Genomic DNA, 18,720 nt, shown 5'->3' on the forward strand with positions numbered 1-18,720 from the left:
GTGGTGTCCAGGAGTGAAACTGCGTTCCATATGAGGGACACTGTCCTCATGGTGAACGACGTGAAGACGGTTACTGCAGGCTCCACTCCGGACACCCAGCCGGTGAAGTCCGCGGAACGGACCATTCACATCCTGGAGACGCTGGCGGCCTCGCCGACTCGCATGAGTCTCGGCGAGCTGCAGGAGGCGTGCAAGTACCCCAGATCGTCCTTGCACGCCCTCCTGCGCACTCTGAAGGATCTGCGGTGGATCGAGGCCGACGAGTCGGGTTCGCGCTACGGCATCGGCACTCACGCTCTGCTGACCGGCACGTCCTACCTCGACAAGGATTCCGTCGTCGGTAGGGCCGCCGCGGTTCTGGAAGCACTACGCTCCGACGTCCGCCACACGGTCCACTTCGCCCGACGCGACGAGGACCACGTCATCTACCTCGCCAGCCGAGGCTCCAAGCTCGAGGTCCGGCGCATGCACCGCGTCGGCCGCAAGCTGCCGTGTCACGTCACAGCTCTGGGTCAGGCGTTGCTCGCCGAGCTCACCACCGACGAGGTGACTCAGCTTCTTCCCGAGACGTTGGAGCGATACACCGACAACACCATCGTCGACCGCGACGCGCTCATCGCGGAGCTGGCCGAGGTCCGCAAGCGCGGATGGTCACTCGAACAGGAGCAGGGCACACCCGGCGTGGTCTGCATCGCGACGGTGGTGCCCTACCGCATTCCCGCCACCGACGCGCTCAGCGTGTCGATGCCCGCGGAGGTGGCGTCGTATCCGGGTGAACTCGAGCGCATCGCCGGTGTCCTGACCAAGCACGCCGACGCCTGGGCTCGTGAGCTCCGCGCCGAGGGCGTGCGCTGACCCGCACCAGCGTTCACGCGTTCACAGGCGTGAGATGTTGGCCGCGACGTCCGCGACTCTCCCGACGAACGTGTGGTGGGTGACGCCGGACGAATGCGGGGTCATCAGAATGTTGTCCAGGTCCGCGAACGGTAACGTGCTCGGTCGACCGACACCGTCGGCGCCGGGGTACTGGTACCAGACGTCGATGGCTGCAGCCGCGATCGTGTGCCCGGCCAGCGCATCGAACAGAGCCTGCTCCTGAACCACAGGCCCTCGACCGACATTGACGAGGATGCCGCCGCTGCCCAAACTGGACAACTCGTCCTCGCCGATCATGCCGCGCGTCGAGTCGGTCAGCGGCGCCGACACGACCACGACGTCGGACCAGTGCATCAGCTTTCCGAGATCAGCGGTGCTGGACAACCATTCGAGGCCGACGTCGGCTGCTGTACCACTACCGGTCACTGCGGCTCCGTGCGCTCCGTAGGCCTCGAAGAGCTTCCATGTCCGCTTGCCGATGTGCCCGAACCCGACGAAACCGATGCGGGCGTCCACGAGCGACAGAGGTTGCGGAATCGACGAGTCGTAGACGGCGGTACTGAACACGCCTGCTCGCAGCGCACGATCCTGAACGAGAAAATTGCGACGTAGCATCACGGTCGCGGAGACGACGTACTCGGCTATGGACTGTTCGTGGTGAAAGGTGTTGCATACTTCAACGTCCGGACTCAGACCGGACCGGTCGACGTTGTCGGTTCCAGCACCGACGACGTGGACCATCTTCAACCGGGACCCGGCCGCACCCATCGCTGCGCTGAACTTTCCGCCCACGTACACGTCGGCGTCGGGCAGTTCCGCGAGCACACGAGCCTCGTCGAACGGAACGACCCAGATCACGTCGGCGTCGTCGGGCAGTCCGTCCTCGAACTGCTCTCGGTACGGCAGTATGTTTCCGTCTCCGACGACGATCTTCATCGACCGTGCTCTCATCGAACCAGGGCCGGGCTCTTGCTGTCGAAGGCCCATCCGTCGATCAGATACTGCATACCGATGGAATCGTCACGCGCACCGAGGCCTTCACGCTGATACAGCTCGTGCGCGGCATCCACTTGCTCCCAGTCGAGTTCGACACCGAGACCGGGCTTGTCCGGCACCGTGAGGTAACCCCCGTCGATCTCGAAGGGCTCCCTGGTCACTCGCTGACCGTCCTGCCAGATCCAGTGCGTGTCGATCGCGGTGATGTTCCCCGGTGCTGCCGCCGCGACGTGGGTGAACATGGCGAGCGATACGTCGAAGTGGTTGTTGGAGTGCGACCCCCAGGTCAGACCCCACGCGTCGCACAGCTGCGCAACCCGCACCGAGCCACTCATGGTCCAGAAGTGAGGATCGGCCAACGGAATGTCGACGGCGCCGGTGCGGATGGTGTGGCCCATCTCCCGCCAGTCGGTGGCAATCATGTTCGTCGCAGTGGGCAACCCGGTGGCCCGCTTGAACTCCGCCATGACCTCACGGCCGGAGAATCCACCCTCCGGACCGACCGGATCCTCGGCGTAGGCCAGTACGTCGCGCAACCCGCGGCAGGTCTCGATCGCATCCTTCAGCAACCATCCACCGTTGGGATCCAACGTGATTCGAGCGTCGGGGAAGCGTCGATGCAGCGCCGTCACGGCAGCCGCCTCCTCGGCGGCGGGAAGTACCCCGCCTTTGAGCTTGAAGTCCTGAAATCCGTAGCGCGCCTGAGCGGCCTCGGCGAGTCGAACGACGGCATCGGGGGTGAGCGCCTCCGAGTGACGGATGCGAGCCCAGTCGTCGGCACCGGCCGACTCGTCGGATGCCGTCCGGTACGCCAGATCCGTCTTCGCGGAGTCGCCGACGAAGAACAGGTAGCCGAGGGCTTGAACCTTCTCGCGCTGCTGACCCTCGCCGAGCAGCGCGGCGACGGTGACACCGAGGTGCTGCCCGAGCAGGTCCAGCAAGGCCGACTCGACCGCGGTAACTGCGTGGACAGCGATCCTCAGGTCGAACGTCTGCGCGCCGCGACCGCCGGAATCCCTGTCCGAGAACGCTGTTCGCATCGACTGCAGGATCGCGTTGTACGTACCGACCGACTGGCCCTCGACCAGAGACCGGGCATCCTCGAGGCACCGGCGAATGGGCTCACCACCAGGGACCTCGCCGACGCCGGTGCGGCCGTCCGAATCCGTCAGCACCACCAGATTCCTCGTGAAATACGGTGCGTGCGCACCGCTGAGGTTGAGCAGCATGCCGTCGTGACCCGCGATGGGAACCACTCGCATTCGGGTGACGGCAGGGGTGGTGGCGGTACGCGCGTTCATCGGTGGAACCTTCCGTGGTCGTGACTCGGCTCACACGAACCCTATGGTTCCACACCTATGCGTGTCCAAGACGAGATAGGCATGGATCGATGCACTGCGGGTATCGACACGGGGCGATCGTCGGGCAAAGTATGGCTACCCTAATATCGAACAGGTCAGAGTTGAACAGGTCTCGACAGGAAGCTGCCCGGATGCCCCCGACCGTTCCCGCCGAACGCCGCCCTTCGGAACCGAGGACGTTCGACGCCGTGACCCTGTCGTCGTGGTACGTGACGCCCTCCATGCTCCGCGTACGCCTCGGCGGTGCCGACCTGTCCGGCTTCGCGACCACCGGCGTGCCCGACGAACGTCTCCGCTTGATCTTCGAGGACGACACCCTGCGTAGCTACACCGTCCGCCGCTTCGACCCGGCCGGCCCACACCTCGACATCGACTTCGTAGTTCACGACGGCGGCGTTGCCGCGCAGTGGGCAGAACATGCGCAGCCCGGTGATCGGATCCGCGTGTCGGAGCCGCACGGATGGTATCGGCCACCTACCGACACCGAGTGGCAACTGTTGGTTGCCGACATGACCGGACTACCCGCTCTCACCCGTGCCGTCGAACAACTTCCCTCAGGCGCCACAGCGCACGTCATCGCATCGGTGCCGAGCCGAGCCGACGAGCAACAGGTGCCGAGTGCAGCGACCGTCACGTACGAGTGGACGACCGACCATGAGTTGCTCGAGACAGTCCGATCCTTCGACAGACCCAGCGGCGGCGGTTATCTGTGGGCGGCGACCGAAGCGGCCGACGCCCGAGCGATCCGGAAGCTCTACCACCGCGAACTGGGGTGGACTCCGGACCGGTTCGACATCAAGGGCTACTGGCGACGCGACAAAGAAGCCTGGCAGCAGCGGTTCTCCGAGGTCCGAGAGCACATCGATTCCGTCCGCGACCGCGCACTCGCCCAGGGCCTGAGCGGACACGAGCTGACCCAGGTCGTCGACGCCGCCCTCGAAGAATCCGGCCTCTGACCCACCACCCCACCAGGAGAAGACATGATCACCCTCGCCCACACACCCGTCACCGACGATCTCTCGCGCAGGCGCTTCGGAGCCGCGGCAGGCCTCGCGCTCGCGTCGCTGATCACTGCCTGCGCAGCCGACGGCGACACCACACCCGCCGCAGACGACGGAACACGGACCCTCTCTACGCCCATGGGCGACGTCGTCGTGCCGGCCGGCCCGACGCGAATCGTCAGCCTCGACGCGTATGTCGGCCTGCAGACGCTCGACGAACTCGACGTTCCCGTCGTCGCGACGGGCACTCTGGGCGGAGGTGTCCGCACGCTGGTCGGCGAGGCCTCGCAGCAACTACCGTCCATCGGCGTCACCGCCCTCGGCGATGTCCAACTAGAGGCCATCGCGGCAGCGAACCCCGATCTGATCGTCGGACGTCAGCCCATCGGCGAGCCGTTCTACTCCGAACTGTCGACCATCGCCCCCACCGTGTTGATCCCGTTCACGTACTGGCGTGACCAGTACATCGACGTTGCCGACGCGGTCGGCCGCAAGGACGATGCCGTCGGTGCATTCGTCGGGCTCGACGATCGCATCGCCGATCTTCGGGCCGATGTCGCACAGGCATGGCCCGACGGGCTCAGGTTGTCCGTGGTGCGCGTCTCGGACACCTCGGGCGACGTCCGGTCGTACAACACGCTCGCGGCGTCGTCGACGTTCTTGTACGCAGACATTCTGTCCGGCGCGGGGATCGCTCCGACCGCCGACACCGCGCCGGGAGCAGACCCGACCAAGGTCAACGTCGCCGTCAGCTCGGAGAACCTGCCGATGATCGACGCGGACGTGATCCTCTACTACGTCGGCGCAGGCGGTCAGGCCGATGCAGGCGACGAGGTGGAGCAGTCGCTGGTGTCCAGTCCACTCTGGTCGACGTTGTCCGCAGTGCAGGCCGGTCGCGCCTACAAGGTCGACTCCGCGCCGTGGTTCGACGGGTACAACCTCACGGCCGCCGCTGCGGTCATCGACGATCTACGACGCACTCTGCTCTCGTAGCTCACCTCTTCGGAAGCCCTCGTCGATCGATGCCGTTCAGGTATCGAAGGTAAGACTTTTTGACTTGGACACGTATCGATCGGACTCCTAACGTTGACGTCGAGTCCGAGCCTCACCCTCACGCGGTGTCGCCGATCGAGTCGAGTACAAGGAGTCACCCATGACAGCATCACTGACGCAGTCCACCGAACTGACCGGCAAGTTGATCATTGCGGGCAAGGCGGTGCAGGGTTCCGGAACCGCCATCAACGGCATCGATCCGAGCACAGGCAAGTCACTCGAACCTGCTTACCACCACGGCGATCTGGGCGACGTCGACGCTGCCGCTGCTGCCGCCTGGTCGGCGTTCGCGGATTACCGCGCCACCTCCTCCGAGACCCGCGCACAGTTCCTCGACGCGATTGCCGACAACATCGCCGCACTCGGCGACACCCTGATCGAACGTGCAGTCGCCGAATCCGGACTGCCCGTCGGACGCATCACCGGCGAGGTCGGCCGCACCACGGGACAGCTTCGGCTCTTCGCCTCCGTACTCCGCGAAGGCAGCTGGAACGGTGCGCGCATCGACCCCGCTCAGCCTGATCGCGCTCCGCTTCCCCGCGCCGACATCCGTCAGCGGAAGATCCCACTCGGGCCGGTAGTCGTGTTCGGCGCCAGCAACTTTCCTCTCGCGTTCTCCGTCGCGGGCGGAGACACCGCATCCGCACTCGCCGCCGGCTGCCCCGTCATCGTCAAGGCTCACGACGCGCATCCAGGAACGTCCGAGTTGGTCGGACGCGCGATCTCCGACGCGGTGGCCTCCACCGGAATGCCGTCGGGCACCTTCTCGCTGCTCTACGGCTCCGGTCGCGGCCTCGGCACGGCCCTGGTGACCGACCCACGCGTCAAGGCAGTCGGATTCACCGGATCACGTTCGGGTGGAACCGCTCTCGTCGCCGCTGCCGCCGGGCGCCGCGAACCCATCCCGGTGTACGCCGAGATGAGCTCGATCAACCCGGTGTTCGTCCTCGACAAAGCTCTCGAGACCCGCGGAGCGGATCTCGGTCGCGCGTTCGTCGCGTCCCTGACGCTCGGATCGGGCCAGTTCTGCACCAACCCGGGACTGGTCATCGCCGTCGACGGCCCCGGCCTCGACTCGTTCGTCGACGCCGCGCGTACGGCCGTGTCCGAGACCACCCCGACCACGATGCTCACGCCGAACATCGCCGCCAGTTACGCGAGCGGCGTCGAGGAACTCGCGCAGTCGGCCACCGAGGTCGCGCGCGGCACCGAGACCGACGCCCCGAACGCCTGCCGCGCAGCGCTGTTCGTGACCGACGCAGATTCCTTCCTCGCGTCCGAGGTGGAGCAGCAGGAAGTCTTCGGTGCATCGAGCCTCGTCGTCAAGTGCACCGATGCGCAGCAGGTTCGAGACGTCGCGGCACTTCTCGAAGGCCAGCTCACCGCAACGATCCATGTGGACGACGCCGACCACTCCGAGGCAAGCAAACTCCTCGAGGTTCTCGAACTCAAAGCCGGACGCATTCTGTTCGACGGCTGGCCCACAGGCGTCGAGGTCGGCCACGCCATGGTGCACGGCGGACCGTTCCCCGCGACATCCAACTCGGCCACCACGTCCGTCGGGTCCCTCGCCATCGAACGTTTCCTTCGGCCAGTGGCCTACCAGGACGTTCCGAAGACACTGCTGCCCAGCGCCATTGCCGACGGTAATCCAGAGGGAATCTGGCGTCGCATCGACGGCCAGCTCACCCAAGACTGATCCCTTCCCCTCACCACACAGGAGATACGAAATGCTCGACGGAGTCCTCTTCTTCCCAGTCACCCCCTTCACTGCGTCCGGCGAGGTCGACTACGACCTGCTCGCCGCCCACGTCGCCAAGGGCGTCGACGCCGGCCCGGGTGGAGTCTTCATCGCCTGCGGCACCGGCGAATTCCACGCACTCGAAGCCGAGGAGTTCGGCAAGATCGTCCGCACCGCAGTCGACGTCGTCGCCGGCCGCGTCCCCGTCTACGCAGGTGCGGGCGGATCCGTCGCGCAGGCAAAGGCTTTCGCCCGGAGCGCGAAGATCAACGGCGCCGACGGCATTCTGCTCCTCCCGCCCTACCTCGTGACGATGCCGCAGGCGGGGCTCGTCAGCTACACCAAGGCCGTCGCCGAGTCCACGGACCTGCCGCTCATCGTCTACAACCGCGGCAACGCGCGCTTCACCGAAGCCTCCGCGGTCGAGGTCGCGCAGTTCCCGACCGTCGTGGGATTCAAGGACGGCACCGGCGATCTCGACCAGGTCGGTCGTATCGTTCGCGCGGTTCTGGACTCGCTCGAACCGTCGGGCAAGCCTTTCCAGTTCTTCAACGGTCTGCCCACCGCCGAGGTGTCGCAGCAGGCGTACCGGGCGATCGGCGTGACGCTGTACTCCTCCGCGACCTTCGCGTTCGCGCCCGAGTTGGCTCTGGCTTTCTACCAGTCCATGGAGAGCGGCAACGACAAGCTCACTGCTGCACTGCTTCGTGAGTTCTTCCACCCACTCGTGCGCCTGCGCGATCAGGTTCCCGGCTACGCCGTCTCTCTCATCAAGGCCGGCGTCACCATGGAAGGCATCGAAGCAGGACCCGTCCGTCCGCCTCTGATCGACATCAGCGCACCGCACCTGAGCGAGCTCACCGAGATCGTCGCAGCCGGTCGTGCAGTTCTGGCGAACGAGCTCGCGGTCCACTGATGTCCGGCAGTGTTCGCGGACCGGTCCGCATCACCGGCGCACGGATCACACCCGTTGCATTCGTCGACCCTCCGTTGCTGAACACGGTCGGTGTGCACCAGCCGTATGCACTGCGGGCGATCATCCAGTTGGACACCGAGGCCGGCATCGTCGGCCTCGGTGAGACCTACGCCGACACGGCGCACGTCGCCAGGCTCGAAGCAGCCGCCGAGGCCATCACCGGCCTGGACGTGTTCGCGCTCAACGCGATTCGCACGGCCATCGACACGCAGCTGGCGACGTCGACGATCACCGGTGGCGACGGCGTCGCAGGCATGATCACGACCGCGAGCACTACCGATCGCGTCTTCTCACCCTTCGAGGTCGCATGCCTCGATGTGCAGGGCAAGGCCCTCGGGCGTCCGGTGTCGGACCTGCTCGGTGGAAAAGTGCGCGACTCCGTCCCGTTCAGCGCGTACCTGTTCTACAAGTGGGCCGCGCATCCCGGCCGCGAGCCCGACGAGTGGGGTGAAGCGATCGATCCCGACGGCCTGGTTCGTCAGGCACGGAAGATGATCGACGAGTACGGCTTCGGCGCGATCAAGGTCAAGGGAGGCGTCTTCCCGCCCGACGAGGAGATCGCCGGAATCAAGGCGCTGCGCGAAGCGTTCCCCGACCTTCCGCTGCGGCTCGATCCCAACGCCGCGTGGACGGTCGACACGTCGATCCGCGTGGCGTCCGAGCTGAACGGCATCGTCGAATACCTGGAGGATCCGACACCCGGACTCGACGGCATGGCCGAGGTCGCTCTGGAAGCGAAGATGCCTTTGGCAACCAACATGTGTGTCGTCGCGTTCGATCAACTCGCACCGTCGGTGTCGAAGAACTCGGTGAAAGTGGTTCTGTCGGACCATCACTACTGGGGTGGGCTGCAGAGGTCTCGGTTGCTCGCCGGGATCTGCGACACCTTCGATCTCGGACTGTCCATGCATTCCAACAGTCATCTGGGGATCAGCCTGGCCGCCATGGTCCATCTCGCCGGTGCGACGGACAACCTCACCTACGCCTGCGACACCCACTGGCCGTGGAAGAACGAGGATGTGATCGAGCCCGGTGTCCTGACGATCGTCGACGGATCCGTCGCCGTTCCCACCGGACCCGGGCTCGGCATCGAGATCGACGAGGACGCACTCGCCGCGCTGCACCAGCAGTACCTCGATTGTGGCCTCCGTGACCGCGACGACACCGGGTACATGCAGAGCATCGATCCCAGCTTCGTCAACACCAGTCCTCGCTGGTAAGTGCGTCGAACAAGGCCACTCGTGGGTTAGGTTGATACCAGACCTGACCGCGAGTGGCCTTCTTCGATATCGGGAGTGAATGGGTTGTTTTCCCTCAATCGCCTGACCTGCTTCATCGCCGTCGCCGAGGAGCTGCACTTCGGGCGCGCCGCGGAACGCCTCCACATGACTCAGCCCCCGTTGAGCCGACAGATCCAGCAGCTCGAGAACGAACTCGGTGTCCAGCTGATCGACCGCACCAGCCGATCGGTGATGCTCACCGCAGCAGGAATCGCCTTCCTCCCCGACGCCCGACGCATCCTCGACCTCGCCGAAGGCGCGGTACTGACCGTGCGGCGCGTGCCCACCGGAGACCTCGGTACCGTCGTCGTCGGTTTCACCGGTGCATCGGCACACGCAGTGCTGCCGCAACTGCTGGAGAAGGCCCGAATCGAACTACCGGACGTCAAAATCGTTCTCCGCGAGATGGTGTCCGCGGTGCAGATGGAATCCCTCGCGATCGGAGACCTCGACCTCGGTCTGGCCCGACCACCGCTCAAGCGCCCCGGGATCGCCTCCAGGCCGGTCCTGCACGAGGCACTCGTCGCTGCCCTGCCCGCCGATCATCCGCTTGCAGAACTCGACAAGCTCACCATCGGCGACTTCGACGACCAACCGACCATCATGTACTCACCCGTCGACGCCCGGTACTTCCACGAACTGCTGATCAGTACGTTCACCGTCGTCGGCGTCACGCCCCGGTACGTGCAGTACGTGACACAGGTGCACACCATGCTGGTCCTCGTCCGCTCCGGGATCGGCATGGCACTGGTCCCGGAATCGTCCACGACCATGCAACCGAGCGGCGTCGTCTTCCGTCCCGTCGAAACCACGCCCCGACGCCCTGTCGAACTCAACGCCGCCTGGCGCGTGGACAACGACAACCCGGCACTGCACCGCTTCATGTCCGACGTCCTCCCGTCCCGGGAATGGCAGTAGGTCAGCGGGCGTGACGTAACAGTTGCGCCCGCGGCAGGCGGGATCCCGTCCGAAAAATACGGAAATGTCACATGACACCCGGACGGCGCGCCTTCCTGCGTCGTCGAACCACCTCGATGATCCGACGAGCGACCGCTTCCGGATTCGACAACACATCCAGGGCCGAGAACCGAAGGACCAGCCAACCTTCCAGGACCAGGTCGTTCTGGCGTCGACGGTCCCGGCTGAACACATCAGGTGCTATGTGGAATTCTCGGCCGTCCACCTCGACGATCACCATCGCCCAGACGTCCACGAAGTCGCACAGGTACCGGCCGACCCAGTAGTTGGTCTCGAGGCGCAGACCCAGAACGATGAGCTGGCGGTCCAGCACGCGCTCGGGCTCGGATGCGAACCCGGTTGCCGCAAGCTCGAGCTGCCGGCGTGCGCGACCGTTTCCCTTGCGCCTCGGGAATTCGTTCAGCAAGGCAAGGACCTCCTCGGAGGGAACGTCGCCCACGAGGCGCTCGTCGACGAGGCGCGCTACGACCTCCGGCGCCATCACCGAAACGCAGTCGATCAGCGTCCGGGGCCGAGCGACCACCGGGAGTCCCTGCGATTCGGACAGGTCCCCGACCTCCAACGTGCGTCGGTGAACTGTCAGCCAGTCCGGTGTGCGCGCGGCGCTACCGACGGGCAGCGTGAAGTCGTGCTGCGCGGGGGCCTCGATCCATCCGAACAGCCATGCCGCAGTGCGATGACTCAGCACAGCCCTGGGCTGCCACAGCGTGATGGCATGGCACCGGGCAATGACGGTGGGTTCACCGGAGCAGTAGATCCGGGGCAGAATCCGTCGAAACCTGCGGGAGATGGCGCTACTGGAGATACCCGACGCCAGCAATTGCTCTCTGGTGGCCAGTCCGTGAGGATGCATGCCTCGAAGTGTCGGACACCCGACTACGCGAGATTCGTCGTCGACCTGGTGTTTCGGCAAGGCTGTGGACAACTCGAAGCCTGTGGACAACTCGAAGATTGTGGACAACGGGCGCCGTGTAACAGTTCCATGCGTCTCAGGCGGGATCCCGCCTGAGATACGCGGAACTGTGACATCTCACCCACGAGACTCTAAACTGATGTGTCCTTACACAATCTCGGAAAGTGGATCTCACATGCTCGGAATCTTGTTCTCCCTGTTCAGCGACGCATTCAACATCTTCTCCAACGGACAGAGCCTCGGCTTCTGGTGATCCGTCGGATCAGCGGGGCAGACCTACTGCAGGCTTGACCGCAACCACCGGGCACTGAGCTTCCAGCAGAACTCGCTGAGAGATGCTGCCCAGAAACAGTTTTCCGACCGGTGATCGGCGCCTGATGCCGATCACCACCAGGTCGGTTCCCTCCGCGTAGGACAGGTCTATCAGGTTGTCGGCGTGCGAACGCCCGGGTTCGTTGTCGTGCACCTTCACCACGACTCCACCGGCTCCGGCCTCGTCGCGCGCGGATTCGATTGCTGCGCCGAATCCTTCTTCCGAGGCACTGTCCTCCTCGGCTACGACGACGAGGTCGACGCCGCGCTGCACGGCTTCGCCGAACGCGAAGGGCAGTGCGCCTTTACCTTCGACAGTCGGCGAGTAGCCGACCACGACGGTCATCGGGTCACCGGCGTCGTGAGAGTTCCATCAGCGAGGAACTGGTCCAGATTCTGCAGCGTCAGCGCTTCCATGGCCGCGCGCGTCTCCACCGTTCCACTGCCCACGTGGGGCAGTAGAACCGCGTTGTCGAGGCCGAGAAGCTTCTCCGGTACATCCGGTTCGTCGGCGAAGACGTCGAGCCCTGCGCCTGCCAGCCTGCCGTCGGCGAGCCGTTCCACCAACGCATCCTGGTCGACGACGCTTCCTCGGGCGACGTTGACGAGGTAGCCCTGGGGGCCCAGTGCGTCGAGCACGTCACTGTCCACGAGATGCTTGGTGCCCGAACCTCCCGAGGCTGCGACGATGAGGATGTCCACGCTTCCGGCAAGCCCTGCGGCCGTGGGTGAATACGTGTACGGGGAGTCGGCGATCTCGTTGCGGTTGTGGTAGCCGATGGAGCAGCGGAACCCGGTGAGCCTGTCCGCGATTGCGCTCCCTATGCGTCCGAGACCGATGATGCCCACCCGCTTTCCGGTGACCTGCGACGTCAGCGGCGAGTTGCCCTCCGCGACCCACCGGCCGGCGCGGACGTAACGGTCGTTGAACGACACCTGACGGAGCGCGTCGATCACGAGTCCCACCGCTAGGTCGGCGACGCAGTCGGTCAGGACGTCCGGCGTGTTGCTGACCACGACACCGCGCGCGGATGCCGCGTCGACGTCGGTGGTGTCGTACCCGACGCCGAAGTGCACGATCGCCCCCAGATTGGGGAGCTGCTCGATGAGTGTCGCGTCCACTCCCGTTCGGCCGGAGGTGACCGCTGCGGTGATCGACTCGCCGTGCCGAGCCAGGAACTCGTCGCGCTCGGCCACATCGGGGAGTACGAGGGCGTCGTAGTCGCCGGCGAGCGTGTCCATCAGGGACGGCTTGAGCGGCCCGACCCGAAGCACCCGTCCGGTTCTGTTCGAATCACTCTGCACCGCAGATGATTCCGTGGCTCCAACCGTTGCCATTACTCAGCTCCTCACAGGACTCGCCGCGTGCGCGTTTTCCAGTACGCTATGTCGCCTTTCGGATACCTGTCCAACACGTAAATAACATGGATTGATACTCAAACGGCATTGTCGACGTACTTACTACACCCTATCTTCAGCTGAGTAACGCTGTCCGACCAGGTCAGACGCGTCGTGATGTGACACAGACCTCGTGATGCGGGTCGATGTGACCCACAAAACCCCCTGGTTAGGGGCGATTGTCGTGTTGACGCCGATATGCGCCACTCCTACCGTGTGTCTACCGTCACAGATAAGCGCTGCACCACGTGCAGTCGCACTCCCCATCCACCTGGAGGTCACCATGAGCCCTGCACAGGCAGTGCAGCAGGGACGGACCACGCGCAGCGCGATCATCATCGCTGGCGCACTGAGCTTTTCGATGATCGCGAGCGGTTGCACGGTGGCGAACTCCGGCAGCGGCACCGCCGCGAGTGCGGACACCCTCCGCATCGTTCTGCAGGAAGAGCCGCCGACCCTCGAAGCGTGCGACGTCTCCCTCACATCGGTCGGGGTCGTCACGCGGTCCAACATCACCGAGCCCCTGATGGAACGGAACCCGACCGAAGGAACCCTCGAGCCGAAGCTGGCCGACTCCTGGACCCAGGTATCGGACCGTGAATGGACCTTCCAGCTTCATCCCGGCGTCACCTTCAGCGACGGCAGCCCGTTCGAAGCAGAGGACGCAGCGCACTCGATCGAGCGGGCCGTGAACTCGGACCTCGGATGCAACGTCGAGGGTTACGTCTTCGGCGACGCCGACCTGGACGTGAAGATCATCGATCCACTGACCGTGAGCGTCGCGGCACCGAGTGCGGACCCGATCCTTCCGCTGAAGCTTTCCTTCGTCGAAATGGTGCCGAGGACCTACAGCCTCACCGAACGCGTGCGCGAGCCGATCGGCACCGGACCGTTCGCGATCGACAACTGGGATTACGGCCAGCGTCTGTCGCTCGTACGCAACGAGACGTACTGGGGCGACAAGCCGGACTACGCCCGCGCGACGTACCAGTGGCGAAGCGAGGGCAGCGTCCGCGCGTCGATGGTGTCCAACGGGGAAGCCGAGATCGCGACCTCGCTCGGACCGGAGGACGGCGCAGGCGACCTCGGAGTCGCCTACCCGAACAACGAGACGACAGCGGTTCGTATCCAGCTCGAGGAGACTCCGCTGGACGATATGCGGGTACGTCAGGCGATCAACTACGCGATCAACCGCGAGGGAATCGTCGACGCCTTGTTCCAGGGACTCGGAAAGCCTGCGGCGCAGCTGGTCTCGGACGGAGTGATCGGATACAACGACGAACTCTCACCGTGGCCGTACGACCCCGCCCGAGCCCAGGAGTTGATCGACGAGGCACGGGCGGACGGCGTACCCGTCGATACTCCGATCCGACTCATCGGCCGGACCGGTCAGTTCCCGAAGGTGAACGAAACTCTCGAGGTCGTGCAGTACGCACTGTCCCAGCTGGGGATGAACGTGTCGATCGAGATGACGGACTCGGCCGGAACAGCGGAGTACCAGGAACGCCCGTTCCCCAACGTCGGTCCGTACCTCCTCGTCATTCAGCACGGAAACCAGGCAGGCGACGCCGCGTTCACCGCCGACCAGTACCTCATGAGCGAAGGATTCCAGAGCGCAGGCGGGACACCGGAGTTCGACGAGCGTGTCCGTCAGGCCGCCGTCCTCACCGGCGACGCCCGGCAGGACGCATACGCACAGTTGTTCGCGGAGGAGCCCAAGGAGATCATGCAGATGGCGTTCATCGCCCACATGGAAGGTGTTCTCGCCAAGGCAGATTCCGTCGACTACGCCCCCAACTCGGCCACTGTCGACGAGATGCATCTCGCCGCGATGACCCGCGCCGACTCACCCGAAACGGACTAGAGGCCCATCATGTTCAGATTTCTGCGACGAAGGATCTACACCAGCCTGGTTCCGCTGATCGTCGTGCTCCTCGGTGTATTCCTCCTGGCCCGCCTCACCGGCGACCCGACGAGTCTCTACCTGCCGGAGTCCGCCACCCAGGCCCAGCGTGAGGCGTTCCGGGCGTCGAACGGGCTCGACCAGCCGCTCCTGACGCAGCTGTTCGATTACCTCAGCGGCGTCGTCCATCTGGACTTCGGCGACTCGCTGCGCACCGGTGAAGCCGCGTCGACCATGGCTCTTCGCGCGTTCCCCGCCACGCTGCAGTTGGCGTTCATGACGATGTTCCTGGCGATCGTCGGCGCCATCGTCATCGGGTGCTGGGCGGCGTACCGACCCAACTCCCTCGCCGACCGGATCTCCAGCCTGCTGTCCATGACGGCGGCAAGCATCCCGGACTTCTGGTTCGCGATCATGGGCGTCTGGCTCTTCGCCGTGACCTTCGGTGTGCTCCCGACGTCGGGAACCGGTGCCGGCATGCTGTCGTGGATCCTGCCGATCGCGACACTGCTCATCCGCCCACTGGGTGTACTGACCCAGGTCGTGCGAGGTGCGATGGTGGCCGCACTGTCCGCGCCGTACGTCCGGCTCGCCCGCAGCAAGGGCGCAAGCGACATCCGTGTGGTCACCCACCACGCACTGCGCAAAGCAGCGGCACCGGCGCTGACCGTTGCAGGCGACCTCATGGTCGGTCTGGTCAACGGAGCAGTCGTCGTCGAGGCGATCTTCGGATGGCCCGGTATCGGAAAGCTCATGATCGACGCCATCCTCCAGCGTGATTTCGCGGTCCTGCAGGCGGCTGTGCTGTTGACCGCCATCAGCATCTTCGTACTCAACATCGTCATCGACGCCTGCTACGCACTGCTCGACGCCCGTGTCCGCGACAAGGCGAAGGTCTAGGAGCCACCATGTCACTCGATTTCGAAGCCCCGAAAACGTCCGAGCCGGAGGATGTTCCGGATCCGACGCCGGCGTCGCGCACCAGCTCCGCGCCGCTGTGGAGGCTCCTTCTCCGCGACCGCGTCGCGACCGTCGCGGCAGGCATTCTGGTCCTGGTGTTCCTGACGGCGATCTTCGGGCCGATGCTCGTCGGCGACGCGGCCACCGCGCAGGACCTCAACCGCTCCAACCTGGCACCGTTCTCCCTCGACACCGGTTGGATGAACATTCTCGGTACCGATCCCCTCGGCCGCAGCATGCTCGCTCGCCTGATCGTCGCGTGCCAGACCACAATGTCCGTGGCGATCCCCGCCGTCATCCTGTCGGCCATCATCGGCTCGATCATCGGAATGTGGGCCGGGTACCACCGCGGATGGCGTGAGACGACGGCGATGCGCGTCGCCGACGTCATCATGAGCTTCCCGTCTCTGCTGATGGCCGTCGTCGTGCTGTACGTCTTCTCCCCCAGCGCCGCGAACATCGTTCTGGTTCTTGCCATCACCCGTATCCCGATCTATCTGCGTACCGCACGCGCCGAATCCGCGGAACTGCAGAGCAGGTTGTTCGTCGACGCCGCCCGTACCTTCGGTGCGTCGAGCGGGTCGGTCATTCGTCGGCACGTCGCACCGATCCTGTTGCCGACGCTGCTGACCGTCGCCACCTTGGACTTCTGCTTCGTCATGCTGGCGGAGTCGTCACTGAGCTTCCTGGGCATCGGAATTCAGCCACCCGACGTCAGCTGGGGTCTCATGGTCGCGCAGGGCCGCACGTACCTGCAGACCGCCTGGTGGTTGTCGTTCTTCCCCGGCCTCGCCATCGTCATCACCACGGTGTCGGCCACGGTGCTCGCAGCCTGGGCACGCATCGCCACCGATCCTGCTCAGCGCTGGCGTCTGACCGTCCCGCGCTCGGCCAAGTCCCGCCTTCTCCCCGTCCGAAAGGTCGTCTCATGAGTGCACCTGCCGCAGCACGCCCGGACACCGACCGCATCGCCATGGACGTGCGCGACCTGACGGTCGATCTACGGACCCCCTCGGGCGTCATTCGCGCCGTCGACCACGTCACGTTCAGCGCCAGGCGTGGCGAAACCCTGGCTCTGCTCGGCGAATCCGGCTGCGGTAAGTCGATGACGGCACAGGCCGTCGTCGGCCTCCTCGAACCGATCGCCGACGTCACCGACGGTTCTGTGGAGATCGACAGCTCGGATCTCGGCAAGGTCGACCTGGTGTCCGCGAAGTCCAAGGTGCGACGCCACATCGCCGCAACGGAACTGGCGATCGTCTTCCAGGACGCCCTCACCGCACTCAATCCGGTGTACACCGTCGGCACCCAGCTCGCGGAACCGTTCCGCATCCACCGCGGTCTGAGCGCGAAAGAAGCCAAGGTGGAGGCTATTTCGCTGATGCGCCGCGTCGGGATTCCCCAGCCGGAGTCGCGGGCGGACTCCTATCCCCACCAGTTCTCCGGTGGTATGCGTCAGCGCTTGCTGATTGCGATGGCCGTGGCCCTCAGTCCCTCGGTGCTGCTCGCGGACGAACCGACCACGGCACTCGACGTGACGGTGCAGGCACAGATCATGACGCTCCTCCGCGAGCTGCGGACCGAACACGACATGGCCGTCGTACTCATCACGCACGACCTCGCGCTCGTCGCCGAGGAGGCAGACCGCGTGGCGATCATGTACGCGGGCAACGTCGTCGAGACAGGCCTGGTGTCCGAGGTGTTCGCCGATCCGCGCCACCCGTACACCAAGGGTCTTCTCGATTCGGTTCCCGTGCACGCCGTCCGCGGAGAGGACCTGAAATCCATCGGTGGCACTCCGCCGGATCTGCACTCCGTGCCCGACGGATGCGTCTATCAAGCTCGATGCCCGCTCGCCCGGGACATCTGCATCGACCGACGCCCGTCCCTAGAACCCGTCGGAGACGGCCGATTCTCCGCCTGCCACTTTTCGAACGAGGTGTCTCATGTCTGAAACAGCACGAGCAGAACAGCTTTTGACGGTCCGCGGATTGAACAAGACCTTCAAGGTCGGCGGAGGCGACCTCCGCGCACTCGACGCGATCGACCTGGACCTGCGCCGAGGCGAGACACTCGGACTCGTCGGCGAATCCGGTTGCGGTAAGTCGACACTTGCCCGCACGCTGATGATGCTCGAGCGGCCGGACTCCGGAACCGTCGACTTCGACGGTGTCGACCCGTTCTCGCTGAAAGGCAAGGATCTCCTGGGGTTTCGCCGACGCGTCCAGATGGTGTTCCAGGATCCGTACGGTTCCCTCAACTCACGAATGACGGCCGCGGACATCATCAGCGAGCCGTGGCGGAGCCACAAGACCCTGTACAAGACTCGCCGGGATCGGTCCGCGAGAGTCCGTGAGCTGCTGCACCTGGTCGGTCTACGCCCGAGCGACGAACACCGGTTCCCGCAGGAGTTCTCCGGCGGCCAGCGGCAGCGTCTCGGCATCGCTCGCGCACTGGCACTGAACCCCGACGTGATCATCTGCGACGAGCCGGTGTCGGCATTGGACCTCTCGGTGCAGGCACAGGTACTCAATCTTCTGAACGATCTGCAGAAGCAACTCGGAATCTCCTACGTGTTCATCTCGCACGACCTGTCGGTCGTCCGACACGTCGCCGACCGAGTGGCTGTCATGTACCTCGGCCGTATCGTCGAATCCGGTGCCACCGACGCCGTCTTCGACAGGCCGAGCCACCCCTACTCGGCAGCATTGATGTCCGCAGCTCCCAAGCTCGACGCCGCCTCCCGCGGAGAGCGGATCCTGTTGAAGGGCGAGGTCCCGTCTCCGCTGAACCCGCCGTCGGGGTGCCGGTTCCGGACCCGCTGCTGGAAAGCGACCGAACTGTGCAGCTCGGACGCACCACCGGTTGCCCGCGACCGCAACGAGTTCGACCACATGGCCGAATGCCACTACCCACTCGTCGAGAACGACCTGGGCCTCGTCGCCGCCGGGACGTGAGAGGTGATCGGTGAT

Annotated in this window: 17 protein-coding genes; 12 read left to right on the forward strand and 5 right to left on the reverse strand. The window is 65.1% G+C overall.

The window, feature by feature from the left end; genetic code table 11:
• Nucleotides 1-48 precede the first annotated feature (48 nt).
• A complete protein-coding gene (locus CH293_RS08375; RefSeq protein WP_170945187.1) occupies nt 49-855 on the forward strand; it encodes an IclR family transcriptional regulator in 807 nt (268 codons plus the stop codon).
• A 21-nt stretch (nt 856-876) separates the two neighbouring features.
• Here the strand turns inward: CH293_RS08375 and CH293_RS08380 are convergent, their stop codons facing one another.
• Together CH293_RS08380 and CH293_RS08385 are read right to left on the reverse strand one after the other, a co-directional pair.
• Entirely contained in the window at nt 877-1,812 is a 936-nt protein-coding gene (locus tag CH293_RS08380; protein WP_176459946.1) for a 2-hydroxyacid dehydrogenase, read from the reverse strand.
• An 11-nt stretch (nt 1,813-1,823) separates the two neighbouring features.
• Nucleotides 1,824-3,173, reverse strand: coding sequence for an enolase C-terminal domain-like protein (locus tag CH293_RS08385; RefSeq protein ID WP_094719944.1), 1,350 nt, complete (start codon nt 3,171-3,173; stop codon nt 1,824-1,826).
• Between the two features lie 191 nt (nt 3,174-3,364).
• Here CH293_RS08385 and CH293_RS08390 point away from each other — a divergent pair, with 191 nt between their 5' ends.
• The 6 genes from CH293_RS08390 (at nt 3,365) to CH293_RS08415 (ending at nt 10,202) form a co-directional block, all read left to right on the forward strand.
• Entirely contained in the window at nt 3,365-4,189 is an 825-nt protein-coding gene (locus tag CH293_RS08390) for a siderophore-interacting protein (RefSeq protein WP_094719945.1), read from the forward strand.
• A 24-nt stretch (nt 4,190-4,213) separates the two neighbouring features.
• The gene (locus CH293_RS08395; RefSeq protein ID WP_094719946.1) at nt 4,214-5,227 is read left to right on the forward strand and encodes an ABC transporter substrate-binding protein; all 1,014 of its coding nucleotides are present in this window, start codon (nt 4,214-4,216) and stop codon (nt 5,225-5,227) included.
• 160 nt (nt 5,228-5,387) lie between these two features.
• On the forward strand, nt 5,388-6,986 hold the full coding sequence (locus tag CH293_RS08400) for an aldehyde dehydrogenase (NADP(+)) (protein ID WP_094719947.1): 1,599 nt from the start codon (nt 5,388-5,390) through the stop codon (nt 6,984-6,986).
• Nucleotides 6,987-7,017: 31 nt separating this feature from the next.
• Nucleotides 7,018-7,944: a 5-dehydro-4-deoxyglucarate dehydratase gene (locus CH293_RS08405; RefSeq protein ID WP_037112104.1), complete on the forward strand. Its 927-nt coding sequence runs from the start codon at nt 7,018-7,020 to the stop codon at nt 7,942-7,944.
• Nucleotides 7,944-9,224, forward strand: coding sequence for a glucarate dehydratase family protein (locus tag CH293_RS08410; RefSeq protein ID WP_037112105.1), 1,281 nt, complete (start codon nt 7,944-7,946; stop codon nt 9,222-9,224). Before CH293_RS08405 ends, CH293_RS08410 begins: the two co-directional genes overlap by 1 nt.
• Nucleotides 9,225-9,308: 84 nt before the next feature.
• The gene (locus CH293_RS08415; RefSeq protein ID WP_037112107.1) at nt 9,309-10,202 is read left to right on the forward strand and encodes a LysR substrate-binding domain-containing protein; all 894 of its coding nucleotides are present in this window, start codon (nt 9,309-9,311) and stop codon (nt 10,200-10,202) included.
• A 67-nt stretch (nt 10,203-10,269) separates the two neighbouring features.
• Here CH293_RS08415 and CH293_RS08420 read toward each other — a convergent pair whose 3' ends face one another.
• From CH293_RS08420 to CH293_RS08430, 3 genes are all read right to left on the reverse strand, one after another.
• The gene (locus tag CH293_RS08420; protein WP_141217161.1) at nt 10,270-11,115 is read right to left on the reverse strand and encodes an endonuclease domain-containing protein; all 846 of its coding nucleotides are present in this window, start codon (nt 11,113-11,115) and stop codon (nt 10,270-10,272) included.
• Between the two features lie 322 nt (nt 11,116-11,437).
• On the reverse strand, nt 11,438-11,833 hold the full coding sequence (locus CH293_RS08425; protein WP_094719949.1) for a universal stress protein: 396 nt from the start codon (nt 11,831-11,833) through the stop codon (nt 11,438-11,440).
• Nucleotides 11,830-12,825, reverse strand: a complete 996-nt coding sequence (locus tag CH293_RS08430; RefSeq protein ID WP_255122766.1) for a 2-hydroxyacid dehydrogenase — start codon at nt 12,823-12,825, stop codon at nt 11,830-11,832. The genes CH293_RS08425 and CH293_RS08430 overlap by 4 nt, the downstream gene beginning before the upstream one ends.
• A gap of 343 nt (nt 12,826-13,168) precedes the next feature.
• Between CH293_RS08430 and CH293_RS08435 the strand changes: the two genes are divergently transcribed.
• Genes CH293_RS08435 through CH293_RS08455 form a run of 5 tightly spaced genes read left to right on the forward strand, consistent with a single transcriptional unit; the run spans nt 13,169 to nt 18,705 of the window.
• Complete coding sequence (locus tag CH293_RS08435; protein WP_176459947.1) at nt 13,169-14,749, forward strand: ABC transporter substrate-binding protein; 1,581 nt, start codon at nt 13,169-13,171, stop codon at nt 14,747-14,749.
• Between the two features lie 9 nt (nt 14,750-14,758).
• A complete protein-coding gene (locus CH293_RS08440; RefSeq protein ID WP_094719951.1) occupies nt 14,759-15,688 on the forward strand; it encodes an ABC transporter permease in 930 nt (309 codons plus the stop codon).
• Between the two features lie 8 nt (nt 15,689-15,696).
• Nucleotides 15,697-16,680 (forward strand): ABC transporter permease, encoded by a 984-nt coding sequence (locus CH293_RS08445; protein ID WP_094719952.1) that lies wholly within the window; start codon nt 15,697-15,699, stop codon nt 16,678-16,680.
• Nucleotides 16,677-17,702 (forward strand): ABC transporter ATP-binding protein, encoded by a 1,026-nt coding sequence (locus CH293_RS08450; protein WP_037112112.1) that lies wholly within the window; start codon nt 16,677-16,679, stop codon nt 17,700-17,702. Before CH293_RS08445 ends, CH293_RS08450 begins: the two co-directional genes overlap by 4 nt.
• Nucleotides 17,695-18,705, forward strand: coding sequence for an ABC transporter ATP-binding protein (locus tag CH293_RS08455; RefSeq protein ID WP_037112113.1), 1,011 nt, complete (start codon nt 17,695-17,697; stop codon nt 18,703-18,705). Before CH293_RS08450 ends, CH293_RS08455 begins: the two co-directional genes overlap by 8 nt.
• Nucleotides 18,706-18,720 lie beyond the last annotated feature (15 nt).

It is taken from the genome of Rhodococcus sp. 14-2470-1b, from assembly GCF_002259415.1.
Lineage (GTDB): Bacteria > Actinomycetota > Actinomycetes > Mycobacteriales > Mycobacteriaceae > Rhodococcoides.